This is a genomic window from Bradyrhizobium sp. LVM 105, assembly GCF_003957705.1.
Lineage (GTDB): Bacteria > Pseudomonadota > Alphaproteobacteria > Rhizobiales > Xanthobacteraceae > Bradyrhizobium > Bradyrhizobium frederickii.
Genome location: NZ_QZMV01000002.1, coordinates 749,298 through 769,239, shown reverse-complemented (window position 1 = coordinate 769,239; position 19,942 = coordinate 749,298). Strand labels below are relative to the sequence as shown.

General features: G+C 65.3%; 17 protein-coding genes. 11 read left to right on the top strand and 6 right to left on the bottom strand.

Translation table 11 applies throughout. The features are described from left to right. The first annotated feature begins 145 nt into the window (after positions 1–145). From D6B98_RS08815 to cyoD, 4 genes are read left to right on the top strand one after another with little or no spacing between them, the layout of a single operon-like run. Positions 146–979 carry a cytochrome ubiquinol oxidase subunit II family protein gene (locus D6B98_RS08815; RefSeq protein WP_126256603.1) on the top strand — a complete coding sequence of 278 codons (834 nt, stop codon included), beginning with the start codon at positions 146–148 and terminating at the stop codon, positions 977–979. Continuing rightward, on the top strand, positions 969–2,969 hold the full coding sequence (gene cyoB, locus D6B98_RS08810; protein WP_126256602.1) for a cytochrome o ubiquinol oxidase subunit I: 2,001 nt from the start codon (positions 969–971) through the stop codon (positions 2,967–2,969). Before D6B98_RS08815 ends, cyoB begins: the two co-directional genes overlap by 11 nt. After that, positions 2,969–3,610: a cytochrome (ubi)quinol oxidase subunit III gene (locus D6B98_RS08805; protein ID WP_126256601.1), complete on the top strand. Its 642-nt coding sequence runs from the start codon at positions 2,969–2,971 to the stop codon at positions 3,608–3,610. Before cyoB ends, D6B98_RS08805 begins: the two co-directional genes overlap by 1 nt. Further along, positions 3,607–3,993 carry a cytochrome o ubiquinol oxidase subunit IV gene (gene cyoD, locus D6B98_RS08800; RefSeq protein WP_126256600.1) on the top strand — a complete coding sequence of 129 codons (387 nt, stop codon included), beginning with the start codon at positions 3,607–3,609 and terminating at the stop codon, positions 3,991–3,993. The genes D6B98_RS08805 and cyoD overlap by 4 nt, the downstream gene beginning before the upstream one ends. A 272-nt stretch (positions 3,994–4,265) precedes the next feature. Here cyoD and D6B98_RS08795 read toward each other — a convergent pair whose 3' ends face one another. Next, entirely contained in the window at positions 4,266–5,054 is a 789-nt protein-coding gene (locus D6B98_RS08795; protein WP_126256599.1) for a thermonuclease family protein, read from the bottom strand. A gap of 200 nt (positions 5,055–5,254) precedes the next feature. On the opposite strand from D6B98_RS08795, the gene D6B98_RS08790 reads away from it, so the two are divergent. From D6B98_RS08790 to D6B98_RS08770, 4 genes are all read left to right on the top strand, one after another. Next, positions 5,255–6,853, top strand: a complete 1,599-nt coding sequence (locus D6B98_RS08790) for a GMC family oxidoreductase (RefSeq protein WP_126256598.1) — start codon at positions 5,255–5,257, stop codon at positions 6,851–6,853. Between the two features lie 222 nt (positions 6,854–7,075). Further along, positions 7,076–7,525 (top strand): hypothetical protein, encoded by a 450-nt coding sequence (locus D6B98_RS08780; RefSeq protein ID WP_126256596.1) that lies wholly within the window; start codon positions 7,076–7,078, stop codon positions 7,523–7,525. Positions 7,526–7,617: 92 nt separating this feature from the next. Continuing rightward, on the top strand, positions 7,618–8,637 hold the full coding sequence (locus D6B98_RS08775; RefSeq protein WP_126256595.1) for a S1C family serine protease: 1,020 nt from the start codon (positions 7,618–7,620) through the stop codon (positions 8,635–8,637). Between the two features lie 58 nt (positions 8,638–8,695). Beyond that, a complete protein-coding gene (locus D6B98_RS08770) occupies positions 8,696–10,540 on the top strand; it encodes an FAD-dependent oxidoreductase (protein ID WP_126256594.1) in 1,845 nt (614 codons plus the stop codon). 79 nt (positions 10,541–10,619) lie between these two features. On the opposite strand, the gene D6B98_RS08765 is transcribed toward D6B98_RS08770, so the two are convergent. Continuing rightward, on the bottom strand, positions 10,620–14,096 hold the full coding sequence (locus D6B98_RS08765) for an indolepyruvate ferredoxin oxidoreductase family protein (protein ID WP_126256593.1): 3,477 nt from the start codon (positions 14,094–14,096) through the stop codon (positions 10,620–10,622). 166 nt (positions 14,097–14,262) lie between these two features. Between D6B98_RS08765 and D6B98_RS08760 the strand changes: the two genes are divergently transcribed. The 3 genes from D6B98_RS08760 (at position 14,263) to D6B98_RS08750 (ending at position 17,900) form a co-directional block, all read left to right on the top strand. Then, complete coding sequence (locus D6B98_RS08760) at positions 14,263–15,216, top strand: hypothetical protein (RefSeq protein WP_126256592.1); 954 nt, start codon at positions 14,263–14,265, stop codon at positions 15,214–15,216. Between the two features lie 305 nt (positions 15,217–15,521). Further along, positions 15,522–16,220, top strand: coding sequence for a cysteine hydrolase family protein (locus D6B98_RS08755; RefSeq protein ID WP_126256591.1), 699 nt, complete (start codon positions 15,522–15,524; stop codon positions 16,218–16,220). Between the two features lie 12 nt (positions 16,221–16,232). Further along, entirely contained in the window at positions 16,233–17,900 is a 1,668-nt protein-coding gene (locus D6B98_RS08750) for a regulator (protein WP_126256590.1), read from the top strand. Positions 17,901–17,952: 52 nt separating this feature from the next. On the opposite strand, the gene soxA is transcribed toward D6B98_RS08750, so the two are convergent. From soxA to soxX, 4 genes are read right to left on the bottom strand one after another with little or no spacing between them, the layout of a single operon-like run. Then, the gene (soxA, locus tag D6B98_RS08745; protein ID WP_164718476.1) at positions 17,953–18,732 is read right to left on the bottom strand and encodes a sulfur oxidation c-type cytochrome SoxA; all 780 of its coding nucleotides are present in this window, start codon (positions 18,730–18,732) and stop codon (positions 17,953–17,955) included. Next, on the bottom strand, positions 18,729–19,046 hold the full coding sequence (soxZ, locus tag D6B98_RS08740; protein WP_126256588.1) for a thiosulfate oxidation carrier complex protein SoxZ: 318 nt from the start codon (positions 19,044–19,046) through the stop codon (positions 18,729–18,731). Before soxZ ends, soxA begins: the two co-directional genes overlap by 4 nt. Then, positions 19,046–19,513 (bottom strand): SoxY-related AACIE arm protein, encoded by a 468-nt coding sequence (locus D6B98_RS08735; protein WP_126256587.1) that lies wholly within the window; start codon positions 19,511–19,513, stop codon positions 19,046–19,048. The genes soxZ and D6B98_RS08735 overlap by 1 nt, the downstream gene beginning before the upstream one ends. An 8-nt stretch (positions 19,514–19,521) precedes the next feature. Then, positions 19,522–19,893, bottom strand: a complete 372-nt coding sequence (gene soxX, locus D6B98_RS08730; protein WP_430644536.1) for a sulfur oxidation c-type cytochrome SoxX — start codon at positions 19,891–19,893, stop codon at positions 19,522–19,524. Between the last annotated feature and the right edge of the window lie 49 nt (positions 19,894–19,942).

Sequence of the window (19,942 nt, the reverse complement as noted above, 5' to 3'; positions counted from 1 at the left end):
GGAATTGCATGTTGCGGCCGGCCTGTCGCGCATGACTGAGCCTTGCAGCGCAGGGAACCGTTCTGAGGTCGCAGCGTTTGCTGCCGGAGCCTTTCCCGCGCTAGGTTCTCTCCCGGGGGACCTCCCAACCGCCAGTGGCTTGCCGATGAATCTGCTCGATCCGCAAGGGCCCGTGGCTGCGGCCAACAGAACCATTCTGGTCGATTCCGTCTTCATCATGCTCGTGATCGTGGTGCCGACCATTGTCGCGATCCTGGCCTTTGCGTTCTGGTTTCGCGCCTCCAACACCAAGGCGCGCTACCAGCCCGACTTCGTCTATTCCGGCCGCGTCGAGATGGTGGTGTGGTCGATTCCGGCGCTCACCGTCATCCTGCTCGGCGGCGTCGCCTGGATCGGCTCGCACCAGCTCGATCCTGCGGCGCCGGTTCCTGGGACCGGCAGTCCGGTGCGGATCCAGGCCGTCTCGCTCGACTGGAAATGGCTGTTCATCTATCCGGACCAGCGCATCGCTACCGTCAATACGTTGACGGTGCCGGCCGGCGCCGAGCTGAATTTCCAGCTGACGTCGTCGAGCGTGATGAACACGTTCTTCATCCCGCAGCTCGGCAGCATGATCTATACCATGAACGGCATGGTGACGAAGCTGAACCTGCGCGCCGACAATGAAGGCAAGCTGCAAGGCCTGTCGGCGCACTTTTCCGGCGACGGCTTTCCCGACATGATGTTCGACGTCAACGTGATCTCGCCGCTCGCCTTTCCCGATTGGGTGGCGAATACGGCGAAGACCGACGCGGTGCTGAACGAGGCCAGCTACAAGAAGCTGATGCAGCAGGGCATCGAGAGGGGCAGGCCGTCCTATCGTCTCGAAGACCCGCGCCTGTTCGACCTGATCGCGAACCAGCACATTCCGCCGGGGCCGGGCCCGGAGCTGATCTCCGAGGCCGGCGGTCCGCACAGTGGAGGCCATGATGCTCGGTAAGCTCGACTGGTCCGCCATTCCGTTCGATCAGCCGATTCCGCTTGTCGCCGGCGCGGTGGTGCTGGTTGCGATCCTCGCGGTGCTGGCCTGGGTCGTGGCGAAGGGACATCTGCCCTACCTCTGGCACGAATGGATCACCAGCGTCGATCACAAGCGGATCGGCGTGATGTACATCCTGCTCGCTTCGGTGATGCTGCTGCGCGGCGGCAGCGACGCCATCATGATGCGGATCCAGCAGGCGGTCGCCTACCAGTCGCAAGGTTATCTGACGCCCGAGCATTACAACCAGATCTTCTCGGCACACGGCACCATCATGATTTTCTTCGTGGCGATGCCGTTCGTGATCGGGCTGATGAACCTCATCGTGCCGCTTCAGCTCGGCGTGCGCGACGTCGCGTTCCCGACCCTCAATTCGGTCGGTTTCTGGCTGACGGCGACCGGCGCATTGCTGGTCAATATCTCGCTGGTCGTCGGCGAGTTCGCGCGCACCGGCTGGCTCGCCTTTCCGCCGCTGTCGGAATTGTCCTATTCGCCGGGCGTCGGCGTCGACTATTACGCATGGTCGCTGCAGATCTCCGGCGTCGGCACGCTGGTCGCCGGCATCAATCTCGTCACCACGGTGCTGAAGCTGCGCACCAGGGGCATGAACTATCTGCGCATGCCGATGTTCTGCTGGACCACGCTGGCCTCGAACCTGCTCATCGTCGCGGCCTTTCCGATCCTGACCGCCACGCTCGCGATGCTGCTGCTCGACCGCTACCTGGGCTTCCATTTCTTCACGAACGAGGCCGGCGGCAACGTCATGATGTTCATGAACCTGATCTGGGCCTGGGGGCATCCCGAGGTCTATATCCTGGTGCTGCCGGCCTTCGGCATCTTCTCGGAGGTGGTCTCGACCTTCTCCGGCAAGGCGCTGTTCGGCTATCGTTCCATGGTGCTTGCGACGATGGCGATCTGCGTCATCTCCTTCATGGTCTGGCTGCATCATTTCTTCACGATGGGGGCGGGCCCCGACGTCAACGCCATCTTCGGCATCGCCAGCATGATCATCGCGGTGCCCACGGGCGTGAAGATCTACAATTGGCTGTTCACGATGTATGGCGGCCGAATCCGTTTCGCGACGCCGATGCTGTGGGCGGTCGGCTTCATGGTCACCTTCATCATCGGCGGATTGACCGGCGTCCTGCTCGCGGTGCCGCCGGCCGACTTCATCCTTCACAACAGCATGTTCCTGGTGGCGCACTTCCACAACGTCATCATCGGCGGCGTGCTGTTCGGCGCCTTCGCCGGCTTCGAATACTGGTTTCCCAAGGCGTTCGGTTTCCGCCTCGACGAACGCTGGGGCAAGGCTGCGTTCTGGTTCACCTTCCTCGGCTTCTACGTCACGTTCATGCCGCTCTACGTCGCCGGCATGCTCGGCATGACCCGCCGCATGCAGCACTATGATGTCGCGGCCTGGCGACCCTGGATGATCGTCGCGGCGGCCGGCATGGCGGTGCTCACGGTCGGCGTGATCTGCCAGATCGCGCAGCTCGTGGTCAGTATCCGCAACCGGGAGGCGCTGCGCGACCGCACCGGCGATCCCTGGGACGGCCGTTCTCTGGAATGGGCGACCTCGTCGCCGCCGCCGGTGTTCAATTTCGCCTTCAATCCCGACGTGCGCGGCGAGGACGCCTATTGGGACATGAAGGTCCATGCCCGGCAGCAATCGCTCGATCATGACCGACCGGACTATCAGGACATCGAGATGCCCCGGAATTCCCCGACCGGCTTCGTCTGCGCGTTCTTCGCCACCATCATGGGCTTTGCACTGATCTGGCACATCTGGTGGATGGTGGTTCTGGGTGGCCTCGGCGCCTGGGCGACCTTCGTCGTGTTCGCCTGGCGCGACCATGACGAATACGTCATCCTGGCCGAGGACGTCGCAGCGATAGACCGTATCAATCGCGAGGAACGCCGCGGCCTCGTCAGCATGGCGGGGACAGTCTGATGGCGATGACCGCAACCGCCGGCCACGCGCACGCCGATCCGCATCACATCGGCGTCGTCATCGAGCATCCCGGCCCGGCGCCGAAGCGGATCGTGACCGCCTACGGCTTCTGGATCTTCCTGCTCTCCGACATCGTGATGTTCTCCTGCTTCTTTGCAGCCTATGCGGTGCTATCAGGCCAGACCGCCGATGGCCCCAAGGGCTCGGAGATCTTCGAGCAGAGGAACGTCGCGATCGAGACCGTCTGCCTGCTGCTGTCGAGCTTTACCTGCGGCATGGCCAGCATCGCGGCCGATGTGCGCAACCGGTTCTGGTTCCATCTCGCCATGGCCGTGACCTGCGTGCTCGGGCTGATCTTCCTCGTGCTCGAGTTCCGCGAATTTGCCGACCTCGTCGCGCGCGGCTATGGCCCGTCGCGCAGCGCCTTCCTGTCCGCATTCTTCTCGCTGGTCGGCTGCCACGGCCTGCACGTCTCCGCCGGCGTGTTGTGGCTGCTCACCATGATGGCCCAGGTGTTCGCAAAGGGCTTTCGCGCCGATATCTTGCGCCGGATGACGTGCTTTGCCTTGTTCTGGCACGCGCTCGACATCATCTGGGTCGCGGTGTTCTCCGTCGTTTATTTGCTCGGGAGTGGCGCATGAGCGATCAGACCCACGCGCGGACCGACCATGACCTCGCGCCGGGCGAGGAAGAGCAGCATAGTGTCGGCGCCCGCATTCTCGGTTACGTCGTCGGGCTCGCGCTCGCGCTGCTGCTCACGGCGACATCATTCTTCATTGCAGGCACCGATCTGGTTTGGCAGCCCTCCATTCCCGTCGCGCTGATCGTGCTGGCGATCGCGCAGATGGGCGTGCATCTGGTGTTCTTCCTCCACATCACGACCGGCCCCGACAACACCAACAACGTGCTGGCGCTGGCCTTCGGCCTGCTGGTGGTGTTCCTCGTGGTCGGCGGCACAGTCTGGATCATGGCGCATCTGAATGCGAACATGCCGCCGATGGACCAGATCATGCGTATGCAGTGATAGCGCGTGGTTGCGCGATCGGATTGGACTTGGTCGGTTCGGATTCACCTGTCCCCAGCACCGCACAAAAAAGAAGAGCCGCTTGTGATGACAAGCGGCCCAAGTCTAGGGAGGAAACGCCCGAGCAAGGACAATCCGATGAGGATCGTCTGCCAAGGAAACGCTCGCGCAAGCGCTTGCGTACGCATACAAATGCAGCAAGTCCCGGCTTAGCTCAATTCCGGATCAATACGGTGCCGGACTACTACTCACGGCTGCGTGAAGCACTTTGTTCACTTCGGGCGGCGGCAATTATAGGCTTTGCGGAAGCCGGCCGCCTGGGCGTCGTCCTCCGAGCAGAACCAGCGGTCCGGCTTGGTGGTCGCCGGGTAGCTCGGGCAGCCCCGCAAATGATAGATGCCGATATTGCCGGTGACGCGCGCGCGCACCGCAAGCTTGCCCTTGATGCTGCAGCTCGGCGGCATCGTCAGCTCCTCCGGAAACAGCACGGCGCGAATTTCCTTGTCGCGGTCCTGGCGGCAGGCCGAGCCCAGGAGTGCGCCGTCCCTCTTGCCGGCGCGGAAGTCTTGCGGTGCAACAAAGCAGCCCTTCCAGATTCCGGCCGACGCCGTCTTGGCTTCGGACGCCGCCGGCTTGACGTTCGCCTTGATCGGCTCCCTCGCGACGGCAAAGCCAAGCTTGATCAACTGCTCGTTCAGGCTGGCCTTGTCGCCCTCGGCCGTGCAGATCGCCCGATGCCGCTTGCCGAAGCTCTTCTCCGGCCCGACATCGTCGCAGCGCACGGTCCGCTTGTTGATCAGCTTGGCCAACTGGTCGCGCGCCTCGATGCCGCAGGTCCAGGGATCGGCGTGATCGTCGATGCAGACCTGGTCCAGCTCCGGCGCGTCGACGCCGTCGAGCCGGTAGGTGACGTCGCCGAGCTGGATGGAATTGCCGTCGCGGGCCGTCGCGGCGGCGGTCAGCGCGGAGGCTGGCTGGGACGACGCCAGCAAGCCGGGCAAGGCGCAAAACCAAACAAGCGCGAAAGCGCGGGCGGCGGCAAAGACATTTCGGAAGGACATGTGGTCTCGCTATCGATTGCTAGTCTGCCCGTTCCTAGCATCCGGATATGGCGATACCAATGGTCTGCACCCCGCGAAGTGTGACATTCCGGCCTCGCGGCTTTACTCCCCGGCCGCTCTGACCCTATCGTTCACGGGCCTTGCGAACCGTGCAGGCCGAATCGCCCGGAAAGCGGCGAAGGCGGGAGGAACAGGTTGCGATGAAAGACCCCGTGGACGTCCTGATCATCGGCGCCGGCGCTTCGGGCGCGGCGGTGGCGTGGTCGCTGGCCGAGACCAAGATGCACATTCTTTGCCTCGAGCAGGGCGGCTGGATGAACCCGGCGGAATATCCCAGCACGGGCCGGGACTGGGAGGCCAAATTCTACGGCGAGTGGTCGTCGAGCCCGAACGTGCGCGGCCGGCCCGAGGACTATCCGATTAACGACGACAATTCGCCGATCAAGGTCGTCAACTACAATGCGGTCGGTGGCTCGACGGTGATGTACACCGCGCATTGGCCGCGGCTGCATCCCTCCGATTTCAAGGTGAAGACGCTGGACGGCGTCGCCGACGACTGGCCGATCGACTACGACGCGCTGACCCCATTCTTCGAGGAGAACGACCGCATGATGGGCACGTCGGGCCTCTCAGGCGATCCGCTCTCGCCGCTGACGCATCCGCCGATGCCGCAGCAGCCGCTCGGCCTGTCCGGCGCCATCATCGGCAAGGCCATGAACGAGCTCGGCTGGCACTGGTGGCCGTCGGACACCACGGTCGCGACCATGGACTATGAGGGGCGGGCGCGCTGCATCAATCTCGGCCATTGCACGCCGGCCTGTGCGCAAGGCGCAAAGTCCTCCACCGACATCACCTATTGGCCGCATGCGATCCGCGCCGGCGTCGAGCTGCGCACCCATTGCCGGGTACGCGAGATCACCACCGACGAGAACGGCATGGCCTCGGGCGTGGTCTATTACGACAAGGACGGTGTCGAGCAGTTCCAGCCCGCGCATGTCGTCATCATCGCCTGCAACGGCGTCGGCACGCCGCGGCTGCTCTTGAACTCGGCGTCCAGCCGCTTCCCGAACGGGCTTACCAATTCATCGGGCCTCGTCGGCAAGAATTTGATGTTCCACCCCTATGCGCAGATCTACGGCTATGTGAAGGAGCCGACCGACAGCAACCGCGCGCCGCCGACCTGCCTGTGGAGCAAGCAGTGGTATGACACGGACCTGTCGCGCGGCTTCGTGCGCGGCTATGGCGTGCAGTTCGTGCGCGGCGCGGGCCCGGTGTTCGAGGCCGTCGTCAGCGAGCAGAAGGGCATTTTGCCCTGGGGCGAGGATCATCACCGTATCTTCCGCAAGCTCAATGGCCATCGCCTGGGTTTCTCCGCGATCTGTGAGGATCTGCCGGAGGAGCACAACCAGGTCACGCTCGATCCCGTGCTCAAGGACAGCCACGGCATTCCCGCGCCGAAGATCGACTACACGATCAGCGAGAACAGCCGGAAGATGATGGAGCATGCACTCGCCCGCGGCCGGGAGGTTCTGGAGACGGCAGGCGCGACCGACATCTGCATCAACTCGCCGATCCCCTGGGGCGGCTGGCATCTGCTCGGCACCGCGCGGATGGGCACGGACCCGGCGCGCTCCGTCGTCAACGAATGGGGCCGCACCCACGACGTCAAGAATCTTTTCATCGTCGACGGCAGCATCTTCGTCACCTCGGGCGGCGTGAACCCGACCTCCACCATCCAGGCCCTCGCGCTCTACATCGCCGACCAGATGAAGCAGCGCCTCGCCAATTTGTTCGATTGATCATGATGTGGACCGAAGCGAGCCGCGAGGTCAGTGCACCTCTCCCGCTTGCGGGAGAGGTCGGCGCGCAGCGCCGGGTGAGGGTTCTCTCCGCTGGGGGAGTCTCTCTGCGGAAGCACCCTCTCCCCAACCCTCCCAGCGCGAGCGAAGCTCGTCGCGCCCCGCAAGCGGGGGAGGGAGCGCACCTTCATTTTGGTCTCAAAGTTTCCACGAGAGGACGACATGGCTGAAGAGCTCACCCTCACGCCGCGGCAGCGCCAGGACCTGCGCACCATCGCCGCGATGATCATTCCCGCCAGTGACGAGTATGGGGTCCCCGGCGCCGACGACCCCGCAATCCAGGCCGACATCCTGGCAACGCTCGGCCGGGACACCAGGCCCGTGGTCGCTGCGCTCGATCACCTGGCGCAGCTCGCGGGAGGGTCGCTCGCGGGGCTCGATGCCGAGAGGCGCGATGCCGTGGCGCCAGTGTTCCGCAAGCACGGCGGCGTGCCCGCGGCAACGCTCGTGCGCGTCGTGCTGCAATGTTATTACCGCGACGACCGCGTGCTGCGCTCGCTTGGGCTCGAGCTGCGCGCGCCGTTCCCTAAGGGCCACGTGCTGCCGGACGGCGACTGGTCGCTGCTCGATCCGGTCAAGGCGAGAGGCGGTTCGCTCAGGCGGGCGCCCTAGCCATCTGGGCAGTCCAGCCCTGCGCGCCAGGCGGGCACCTTGCGCGGCAGCGAACAGGCCACCATCTGTGTGAGCCTTCAAGGACTCTTGCCATGCTGGATTTCACTTCAGACATCGTCGATGACACGCCGTCATCGCGAACGACCCCCTCTGCCCCGGTCGATGACCGGGCGTTGCTGGACGCCTATTCCAATGCCGTGATCGACGTCACCGACCGGGTCGGCCCCGCGGTCGTGCGGGTCGAGACCGGGCCGAAGGTGCCGAACGGCCGCGAACGCGGCGGGCTCGGCTCGGGCATCGTGATCTCGCCGGACGGGCTCGTCCTCACCAACAGCCACGTGGTCGGCACCTCGAAGGAGATCCGGCTGCGCGATGTCGAGGGTCATGTCGGCGACGCCCAGGTGCTCGGTGTCGATCCCGATACCGACCTCGCTTTGCTGCGCGCCAACGGCGTGCGCCATTTGCCCTATGCCGCGCTCGGCAATTCCAAGACGTTGCGTCGCGGCCAGCTCGTGATCGCGATCGGCAATCCGCTCGGCTTCGAATCGACCGTGACGGCCGGCGTGGTCTCGGCGCTCGGCCGCTCGATCCGCTCCGTGAGCGGGCGCACCATCGAAGACGTGATCCAGACCGATGCCGCGCTCAACCCGGGGAATTCCGGCGGGCCGCTGGTGTCGTCGCATGCCGAGGTGATCGGCATCAACACCGCCATCATCAACGGTGCGCAGGGCATCTGCTTCGCGGTCGCCAGCAACACCGCGCAATTCGTGCTGTCGGAGATCATCCGCCACGGCTATGTCCGCCGCGCCTATATCGGCGTTGCCGGGCAGACCGCGCCGGTGCCGCGGCGGCACGCGGTGCTGGCCGGCATCGAGAACAAGATGGGCGCGCTGCTCGCGCAGATCGAGCCTGACGGCCCTGCGGCAAGGGCGGGCCTGCTGCCCGGCGACGTCGTGATCAGGCTCGATGGCGTCGAGATCAACGGCGTCGACGATCTGATCCGCGTGCTCGATCGCGACCGCATCGGCCGGCGGCTCGCCATGGATGTGCTGCGGCTCGGCCGCCTGCGGGCGATCGACATCGACCCGATCGAGCGCAAGCCGCAGCGCTAGCTGCGGGCTCACGGCCGAGGTATGACAATGTCATGCCTCGTCCCGGGAACACCGCCGCATGATGCCGGCGCATGAGACCTACGATGTCATCGTCATCGGTGCCGGTGCCGGTGGCATGACGGCGGCGGCCGTGGCCGCTGCCGAAGGCCTGCGCGTGCTCGTAATCGAGAAGACCGCGTTCGTCGGCGGCACCACGGCCTGGTCCGGCGGCATGGTCTGGATCCCTGCCAATGCGAAAATGAAGGAGGCCGGGCTCTCCGACAGTGTCGCCGATGCCGTCCAATATCTGTCGAGCACGGTGCCCGAGCCCGCCAATGCCGGCCTGCGCGCCGCCTTCCTCACGCGCGGGCCCGAGGCGGTCGCCTATCTCGAAGCCAACACGGAAGTTCGTCTCCAACCGGTGAAGGCCTCTCCGGATTATTATCCGGAACGACTGGGCGCAACATCAGGCGGCCGCGTGCTGGAGCCGGTTGCTTTCGACGGCAGGCGGCTGGGCGAGGGCTTTGCGCGCCTGCGGCCACCGCTGCCGGAGGTCACGCTGTTCGGCGGGATGATGGTCAATCGTCTCGACATTGCGCATTTGCGCAGAGTTGGAAAATCGCTGCGCTCGACCATGCGCGCGGCGCGGCTGGTTTCGGCCTATGCGTTGCAACGGCTGCGAAGCCTGCGTGGCACGACGCTGCATCTCGGCAACGCGCTTGCCGCGCGGCTGTACGCCTCGCTGCTGGCGCGGCAGGTTGAAGTTTTCTTCAGCGCCGAGGTCGAAGACCTCTCGATGCAGGGCGATCGCGTCAACGGCGTGGTGATCCGCCATGGCTCCCGCGACCGGCCGATCGCAGCGCGCCGCGGCGTGGTGCTGGCAACCGGCGGCTTTTCGCACGACGCCGTGTTGCGCAAGCGTCTCTTTCCCGCGGCGGCCGGATTTGTCTCGGCGGCCAACATCTCCAGCAGCGGCGACGGGCTGCGGCTCGCGGCAGCGACAGGTGCCGCGCTCAACACAGACGCGACCAGCCCGGCCTATTGGGCGCCGGCCTCGCTATTCGCCAGGGCCGACGGCAGCCGCGGCGTATTCCCGCACATGGTGACCGACCGCGCCAAGCCGGGCGTGATCGCCGTCAATCCGGCGGGCCGGCGCTTCGTCAACGAGGCGCTGTCCTACCACGACTTCGTGCTGGCCATGCTGCGCGACGGCAACGGCGAGCCGGACCGGCCGTTCTACTTGATCTGCGACCGCCGCTTCCTGTGGGCTTACGGTCTTGGCCGCATCAGGCCGTTCACGCGCCTCTATCGGCGTTTTGTGGCGAGCGGCGAGTTGATCGAGGCACCCGATGTCGCGCAGCTCGCCGCCAGGATCGGCGTCAAGCCGTCCACCCTCACGGCGACGATCGTGAACTACAATGCCGATGCCGAGGAGGGCCGCGACCCCGAGTTCGGCCGCGGCAGCACCATCTATCAGCGCCATCTCGGCGACATCAGCCACAAGCCCAACCCTTGCGTGGCCCCGATCAGGCGGGCGCCGTTCTTCGCGATGCGCATTCATCCGGCCGATCTCGGCACCGCGATCGGCATGAAGGTCGACGCGCAGGCCCGCGTGCTGCGCGCGGATGGCGCTCCGATCGCCGGCCTCTATGCCTGCGGCAACGACATGGGCTCGATCATGAACGGGCATTATCCGGGGCCGGGCATCATGTTAGGACCGGCGCTGACGTTCGGCTATATCGCGGGACGGCATCTGGCGGAGGGGGCGGTGACACGTGAGACCGCTGCCGGGCGCGTTGGCGTCGGTCCAGCCATCCCCACCGCTGTCATGCTCCGCGAAAGCGGGGCTTCCAGTACGCCGCGGCCCATCGAAGAATCACAGCTGCCTCTGAGTACTGGATCGCCCGGTCAAGCCGGGCGATGACACTGAGTGTGTGCGAGACTCTGGATTGCTTCGTCGCAAGGGCTCCTCGCAATGACGTGGAGAGAGCTGGCCCCAGTCTTTATTCCGCCGCCGCGGCAAAACGGCTGTTCTCAAGCTCCGCTTCCAGCCGCGCCGTCTCGGCTGCCGCGAGCTTGACGTTGGCTTCCTTGACGTGGCCAAAGCCGCGGATCGTCTCGGGCACGCGGGCGAGCCTTGCCAGCAACGGAATCTGCTCCGCCTTCAGCCCGGCGATCCGCTGGTTGATCATCGCCAGATAATCCGCAACTAGCTTGCGCTCGGTCCGGCGCTCCTCGGTGCGGCCGAACGGATCGAACGCGCTGCCGCGCAGGAATTTCAGCCTGGCGAGCACGCGGAAGGCATGGATCATCCAGCCGCCGAACTCCTGCTTCTGGAGTCGACCCGTCGTCTTGTCGCGCTTGGCGAAGATCGGCGGCGCCAGCTGGTACTTCAGCGTGAATTCGCCGTCGAATTTCTCAGACACCTTCTTGGCAAAGCTGCCATCCGTGTAAAGCCGCGCGACCTCGTACTCGTCCTTGTAGGACATCAGCTTGAACAGGTTCTTCGCGACCGTCTCGGTCAGCTCCGTAGACGTGGGCGAGGCGGCATTCTCCGCCTTGCGCACCTTGGCGACGGCCGCGAGATAGCGATCGGCATAGGCCTTGTCCTGATAGGAGGTCAGGAATTCGGCGCGTGTTGCGATGATGTCGTCGAGCGACTTGGTCGGCGCGGACGCACGGTTCTTGAACTGCAGCACGCTGCGCACCCGCGACATGTCGTGGGCAGCGAGGCGGCCCCAGGTGAAGGCGAGCTTGTTCATCTCGATCGCGGCGCCGTTGATCTCGATGGCGCGGAGCAAAGCCTCCAGCGACAGCGGGATCGCGCCCTTCTGGAAGGCGAAGCCGAGCATGAAGGGATTGGTCGCGATGCTGTCGCCCATCAGCGCGGCGGCAATGCCCGTCGCGTCGATAATGTCCAGATTCTGGTCGCCGATCGCATCACGCAGCACGGTCTGCATCGTGCCCATCTCGAAGTCGAGATCTGGATTTTGCACGAAGCTCGCAGTCGGTTGCAGATCGGCGTTGATGTAGGCTTTCGTCACCCCGCGCTCGGTGCGGCTGAGGGCGGCGGGGCCGGCCGAGACGATCATGTCGCAGCCGAGAATGACGTCGGCACCGCCCGTGGTGATGCGGACCGCGGAGATATCTTCCGGCTTCGGCGCGATCCGCACATGGCTCATCACCGCGCCGTTCTTCTGCGACAGGCCGGTGAAATCGAGCGCCGAGCAGCCGCGGCCGTCGACATGGGCGGCCATGCCGAGCAGCGCGCCGATGGTGATGACGCCGGTGCCGCCGATCCCGGTGACGAGGATGTTGTAGGGACCGTCCAGCTCACGCGCCGGCGGCAGCGGCAGGTCGGCGAACAGCTGGCCGGTATCCACCGCCGAGGTCTTCATGCGCTTCAGCGTGCCGCCGTGCACAGTCACAAAACTCGGGCAGAAGCCCTCGACGCAGGAAAAATCCTTGTTGCAGTTGGACTGGTCGATCTGGCGCTTGCGGCCGAACTCGGTCTCCAGCGGCTGCACCGAGACGCAGTTGGACGCCTGCGAGCAATCGCCGCAGCCTTCGCAGACCAGCTCGTTGATGAAGGCGCGCTTGGCGGGATCGGGATAGAGCCCGCGCTTGCGGCGGCGGCGCTTTTCGGCGGCGCAGGTCTGGTCGTAGATGATGACGGTGAGGCCCTTGATGTCGCGCAGCTCGCGCTGCACGGCATCGAGCTCGCGGCGGTGATGGATGGTCGCGCCTTGCGGGAAGTAGTTGCCTTGGGGATACTTGCCCGGATCGTCCGAGACGATCGCAAGCCGCTTGACGCCCTCGGCCCAGACCTGGTGCGCGATCTGCGCGACGTTGAAGGCGCCCTCGGCCGGCTGGCCGCCGGTCATCGCGACCGCGTCGTTGTAGAGGATCTTGTAGGTGATGTTGATGCCGGCGGCGGAAGCGGCGCGGAGCGCCAGAAGACCGGAATGGGTATAGGTTCCGTCGCCGAGATTCTGGAAAATGTGCTGCTCGGTGGTGAAGGGCGATTGGCCGATCCAGTTCACGCCCTCGGCGCCCATATGCGAGATCAGGTCGGTCCGGCGGGTCGGCATGCTCAGGGCCATGCCGTGGCAGCCGATGCCGGCCATGGCGCGGCTCCCCTCCGGTACGCGCGTGGAGGTGTTGTGCGGGCAGCCCGAGCAGAAGAACGGCGTGCGCGCGAGCTTGATCTGCGTGTTGGTGGTGACGGGTTGGTCGAACGCCTCGAGCCGGGCGAGGCGCTGCTCCAGCACCGGGCTATGATGGCCGAGCTTGCGCAGGCGCGCCACCAGCGCGGATGCCACGATGGTCGGCGTCAGCTCGCCCTCGCTCGGCAGCAGCGGCGCGCCGCTTTCGTCGCGCTTGCCGGTGACGGTCGGGCGCTTTGAGGCATCGATGTTGTAGAGGATGCGCATCAGTTGGTCTTCGATGAAGCCGCGCTTCTCCTCGACCACGAGCACGTCCTGCAGACCTTCCGCAAAGCGCTTCGCGCCGCTTTCCTCCAGCGGCCAGGTCAGCGCGACCTTGTAGATGCGAAGGCCGAGATCCTGCGCGTCCTTGTCGGTGATGCCGAGGTCGGCCAGCGCCTGCCGCAGATCGAGATAGGCCTTGCCGGTCGCAACGATGCCGAGCCGCGCGGGCTTGGAATCGAGCACGATGCGATCGAGCTGGTTGGCGCGGGCAAAGGCCTGCACCGCGGCCATCTTCGGCCCGAACAGGCGCTTCTCCGCCTCCAGCGGCGGATCGGGCCAGCGGATGTTGAGGCCGCCGGGCGGCATCTCGAAATCGTCGGGGAGCACGATCTTGACGCGTTCAGGGTCGCTATAGATCGAGGCCGAGCTCTCGACGGTCTCGCTGATCGCCTTGAAGCCGACCCAGCAGCCGGAGAAGCGCGACAGCGCGAAGCCGTAGAGGCCGAGATCGAGATAGTCCTGGAGCGTCGCGGGGTTGATCACGGGGATAAGGGCGGCGGCGAACACCTGCTCGCTCTGATGCGCCAGCGTTGAGGACTGGCAACCATGGTCGTCACCGGCGAGCGCGAGCACGCCGCCGTTGAGTGCGGTGCCGGCCGCATTGGCGTGCTTGAGCGCGTCGACCGAGCGATCGACGCCGGGGCCCTTGCCGTACCAGATGCCGAACACGCCATCGACCTTGGCGCCGGGAAACAGGCCGACCTGCTGGCTGCCCCACACGGCGGTTGCCGCGAGGTCCTCGTTCAGGCCGGGCACGAAGGCGATGTCGTGCTGCTGGAGGTGCGACTTCGCGCGCCACAGCGCGTGGTCGTACATGCCGAGCGGGGAACCGCGATAGCCGGAGATGAAGCCGCCGGTGTTGAGCCCCTGAAGCCGGTCGCGTTCGCGCTGCAGCATGGGCAGGCGGACCAGGGCCTGTGTGCCGGACAGGAAGATCCGCTTCGATTCGAGCCGGTATTTGTCGTCCAGCTCGACCTGCATCAGCGTCATTTCAAGAGTCCTTGGTGGCCTGGTTCGGCGGGAATATTGCGCTGCGGGAGGAGTCGCAGCTTGTGAGGCGGGGTGAGCGCAGTCAAAGGCATGGGCCGGCGAAGTCAATACGGCTAGCCGCATCCGTGGCGCTCCTGCTAGTCATGGCTTGCGAGCGGAGAACGTCATGACTGCAAACGCATTCGACACCGAAATCACAGAGACAACCGAGACCCTGATTGGGCCGTGGCGCCAGCCGCGTCAGATGCTGCAGGCACAAACTTACGACGCACATGCCTCGATCCACGACGACGCCACCGCGCAGAAGCTCGGTTTCAAGGGCGGCACCATCGAAGGCCCGACGCATTTCAGTCAGTTCGCCCCGCTCGGCGCGCGATTGTGGGGACAGGCCTGGTTCGAGACCGGATGTCTGTCCGCGCACTATCGCAGCGTCTGCTATGAGGGCGAGGAGGTGCAGGCGATCCTGTCGAAGCCATTGCCCGGCACCAGCCAGTGCCAGATCCAGATGGTCAAGCGCGACGGCACCGAGGTGCTGCGCGGTACGGCTTCGGTCGGTGAACCGCACGCGGCGACGGCGCTGGAGGCCCGCCTTGCCGAGCTCAAGCCGCTGGCCGATCCCGTGATCCTGCGCGATGTGAAGGTCGCTCAGACCGGCAAGCGCCAGACGGTGCGGATGGCGTTCGACCAGATCATGGGTGATCTCTATCCCTTCTCGCTGCGCCAGAAGCTGGCCGTCATCACGGAGAGCTCGCCGTATTACTCGGGCGCCGACAATCCGTGGCGCAGGCCGATCATCCCGATGGAGATGCTGAGCGTCCTGTTCCAGTACCGCTCCAAGGACGATCCGCTGCCGGCCAAGGGCCCGGCCGTCGGCCTGTTCGCCGATCAGGAGATCCGCCTGGTGAAAGGCCCGCTCTTCGTCGACGAGGACTACGAGGTCGAGCGCGAGGTGATCGCGCTCTCCGGCAGCCGCCGCACCGAAAGCGCCTGGGCCAAGACGCGCGTGTTCGACAAGGCCGGTGCGGTGGTGGCGACCATGCTGCTCAACATGGCGACGCTGAAGGATTCCTATGCGCCCTATGAGGAAGAGCATCGGCGGCTGTATGGGGCGGGGCGGTAGTTTCTCCTCGTCATTCCGGGGCGCGCGTAGCGCGAACCCGGAATCCATTTCACCTCATATATTGCCGCCCGATGGATTCCGGGTTCGCGACTTCGTCGCGCCCCGGAATGATGGCCAAGGCCGCTTATCCTTTAAGCAAATGCACGTCGCAAAGCCGTCGCACAGGGAATGAGCAGGCGCCGATCGCTCGCGTAACCTTCTGAGCACGCAGCAAATTCTTTCGCGGCCTGCGCGCCGTCGCGATTGTACACAATGGCACGCCGCTTGCAGAACTCCTGGCGCAGTTCTCGCAAGGGGCGGGCGTCATGCTGGACTTGAGCAAGCCGACATTGGGCGTCATCAGCGCCGAGCCCGAGCCGATCAGACTCGACTGGTCCGCCACCGCACTTCTGATCATCGACATGCAGCGCGACTTCATGGAGCCCGGCGGCTTCGGTGAGACGCTCGGCAACGACGTCAGCCAGCTTGCGCGCGCGGTGAAGCCGATCGGCGCGGTGCTGAATGCGGCGCGTGACACCGGCATGCTGGTGATCCACACCCGCGAGGGCCATCTGCCCGATCTCTCCGACGCGCCCCCGGCGAAGGTCGAGCGCGGCGCGCCGTCCTTGCGCATCGGCGATCCCGGCCCGATGGGCCGCATCCTCATTCGCGGCGAGGCCGGTCACGACATCATCTCCGCGCTCTATCCGCTCGACAGCGAGGTCGTGATCGACAAGCCCGGCAAGGGCGCGTTCTACGCCACCGAGCTCAATGACGTGCTGGAGAGATACGGCATCGAAAACCTGCTGGTCTGCGGCGTCACCACTGAAGTGTGCGTCAACACCACGGTGCGCGAGGCCAATGACCGCGGCTACCGCTGCGTCGTCATCTCCGACGGCTGCGCGTCCTACTTCCCCGAGTTTCACGAGATGGGCCTGAAGATGATCAAGGCCCAGGGCGGCATCTTCGGCTGGGTCGCAACCTCAGCCGCAGTCTTGGAGGCAATGAGAATTTCGACCACTTGAGGGGGTGACATCATGAGCACATTGACGGGGACGGCCGGCAAGTCTGAGATCGATACGTCCGGGTTCAAGCCGGCATTATGGACGTCGGGCGACTGGAATGCGTTTTTCGGCTTCGGCACCAACATCCTCGTCAACATGCTGGTGCTCACGGGCCTGTTGCGCTTCGTCCTGAAGATGCCGGACAGTCTGGTGTTCGGCCGCATCCTGCCCGCGCTCGGGCTGATGATGTGCCTCTCGACCTTCTACTACGCCTACCTTGCCTACCGTCTGGCGCAGAAGACCGGCCGCAACGATGTCTGTGCGCTGCCCTCGGGCGTCAGCGTGCCGCACATGTTCATCGTCACCTTCGTAATCATGCTGCCGATCACCCTGAAGACCGGTGATCCGCTCAAGGGCTGGTCCGCGGGCCTGGTCTGGGTGTTCTTCCAGAGCTTCATTCTGATGATCGGCGGCTTCATTGCGCCGTTTATTCGCAAGATCACGCCGCGCGCGGCGCTGCTCGGCACGCTTGCCGGCGTCTCCGTCACCTTCATCTCGATGCGGCCGGCGCTGGAAATGTACATGACGCCGCAGATCGGTCTGGTCTGCTTCGCCATCATCCTGGTGAGCTGGTTCGGCGGTGTGAAATACTGGCGCGGCATTCCCGCAGGCCTGGTCGCCATTGCCGTCGGCATGGTCATCGCCTGGGGCTCGAACCTGTTCGGGCTCGGCCTCGGCGGCTTGAGCATCGCCGGCGTTGGCGCTGCCTTCGCCAATTTCGGCTTCTCGGTGCCGATACCGGCGCTGGGCTACGTCTTCTCCGGCTTCGAATTCCTCGGCATCATTCTGGTCACCGCCATTCCATTCGGCATCTATGACCTCGTCGAGGCCATGGACAATGTCGAGAGCGCGGAAGCGGCCGGCGACGAATATCCGACCACGCGGGTGCTCACGGCCGACGGCGTCGTCAGCCTGATCGGCTGCCTGATGGGCAATCCCTTCATCAACGCCGTCTATATCGGCCATCCCGGCTGGAAGGCGATGGGCGGCCGCATCGGTTACTCCGCCGCGACCGGCATCATGGTGGTCGTGCTGTCCTGGTTCGGCATCATCTCGGTGCTGCTGGCACTCGTGCCCGTTGTCGCGATCTCACCGATCCTGCTCTATATCGGCATGCTGATCGGCGCGCAGGCGTTCCAGACCACGCCGGTCAAGCACGCGCCCGCGATCGTGCTGGCGCTGACGCCGCATCTGGCCGCCTGGGCCAAGCTCCAGATCGACACGATGCTCGGCTCGACCATGAATGCGGCGGCGACCGTCGGCGGCATGGCCGCCGACAAGGCCGACGCGGTCAAGGCGGCCGCGATCGCCGCGCTGCCGCAGCAGGGCGTGTTCTATCACGGTCTTGAGGTGATGGGTGGCGGCTCCATCCTCGGCGGCCTGGTCCTCGGCGCGATCGGCGTCTTCATCATCGAGCGGGATTTCGAGAAGGCTTCGGCGTTTGCTCTGGTCGGTGCCGTGCTCACCTATTTCGGCTTCATGCACGGTGAGGCCGTCGGCATTGGCGGCGGCCTTGGCGTCACGCCGGCGGTCGCGCTGGCTTACGCTGCGATGGCCGCCGGCCTGTTCGCGGCCAGCAAGCTCGGCACCAGCGAACACTATGCCGCGCATCCGGAGATGTCGGCGGCGCCGGCGGAATAGGCAACGGCGCGAGCTTGTTCGAAGCGGCCGGCGGATGCCGGCCGCTTTCACTTCAGGGCCGCACCGCCGGCGTCTCCATCGGCAGGCCGCGCGCGCGCGACATCAGATAGAGCTCGAGCGCGACCAGTTCAGGCGAGCCGTAATCATAGGCCTGGGCGCGCACGCCGCTCATGCAGCTGCGCAAGCGCCGCTCCAGCGAACCCAGCGTCTGCCATTCCAGGCGGTAGAGCGGATAGCCGGTCGGCTGTCCCTGCGTGATCGGCGCGCCTGCGAGGCGCTTGTCGAAATTGTCGTCGTGGCAATTGGTGCAGGCGAGATTGAGTTGGCCCTCGCGCTGCATGAAGAGTTCGCGGCCTTGCTGCACGAAGGGTTTTGCCTGCGGATCGTCTCCGGCGGTGATTGCGCCGCCGCGCGATTGATGGGCGACGAAAGCGGAGAGCGCAAGGAGGTCGCGGCTCTCGTAGGGCAGCGGCGTTGCCTGCTGATGATTGGCGCGGCAGAGATTGATGCGCTGCTCGAGGGTGACGGGGCGGTGAAGCGTTTTGTCGATGGCGGGATAGCGCGCCGCGACGCCCTTCATGCTGCCGCGCGCGTCGCCATGGCAGTCCACGCAGGCCTTCTCCGCGCTGCCGGTTTTCTTGCCCCATAGCTGTTCGCCATCGAGCACGAACAGCATGCCGGGATTGGAAGTGTCGTCATCCTGCATCGCGCGGGTGTCGGGACCCATGAACGAATAGCCGGACCGGCGCGCATCGGGCGGAATCTCACCGGCGAGCAAGGCAGGGGCCGCAGCGACCAGTGCCGCCGCTGCTATCGCGCGCCAGGCGCTCATTCGACCGTGATCGATGCCGAGGCGGTGGACGAATAGCCGTTGTCGCCGATCCATTCGAATTCGAGCTTGCCGCTCTCCTTGGCGACGGTGAAGAACGACAAATACGGATTGGCCGCGATCGCCGGAAAGAGATCGGCGCGAAAGATCTCGGCGCCGTTGTAGCGGCAGGTGAAGCTCGTGATGATGTCGCGCGGCACCAGCTTGCCGTCCACGGTGTGGCGAAAGCCGGTCTCCATGATGTGCGAGGTCAGCGCGCGGATCTCGATGACATCGCCGCGCCTGGCCTTGGCGGGAACGTTGATGAGTGCGGCCATCAGTTCATCTCCTCGGTGCAGGCGGCCAGCGTCACGACCACGTCGGCGGCGACCTGCCAGAACGTGTCGTCGGACAGGCGCGCGATCGCCACCACTTTCTGGGTGTCGGCGAGGCGGATCCGGGTCGAGACCTGGGCCCGGCCGGAGGAGGGGCCGAGATAGAAATTGCCGATGTTCGGCTGCGGGTTCTTCTCGTTGAAGACGTGGATGCTCTTGACGTGGTCATCTGCCGTCATCGGGCTTGCGACGCTCACGGTCATCGGCACCACGTTGCCGTTCTCGACCAGCGGCGGAATGTCGAGCTTCACCCTGCCGGTGCGAAGCGGCGCCTCGCCGACGATATTGCGGATCGCGTGATTGAGCATCGCGGGTGTTGCTTGAAGCGGATGCAGGGTGACGACCGGGATCGTCCCGGCGGCCGTGACGCCTCCGGCGAGGCTCAGGAATTGTCGTCGCGTGGTTGGCATGAACAGTCCTAATCGCGAAGCGTTGCAAGAAAGGCCACGATGTCCTCGACCTCGGCGGCCGACAATATCGGCTTGCCGGCGAAGTTGCGTCCGACACGGACGAGGCCGTCGGCGCGATAATAGGATGGCATGATGGTCTCCGGGTTGAAGCGCGAGGCATCGACCAGTCGAAGCCGCAACTGGCTCACCGTCCATCGGTTCCCGGCGCCCGCAAGGTCGGGCGCGAGGTCGCCTTGGAACCGTGTTTCCGGGAACGGGCCGGAATGGCAGAGGATGCAGGTCGTGGTGCGCGCCAGCACCAGAGCGCGTCCGCGCGCGGCATCGCCGGGGGAGCCTGTGAGCGAGGCGGGAATGCCGTCGTTGACGATTGTGTAGGGCAAGAGTTCGTCTGTTTCGGCAGGCGAGGCGAAGGAGAGGCTCGCTACGATG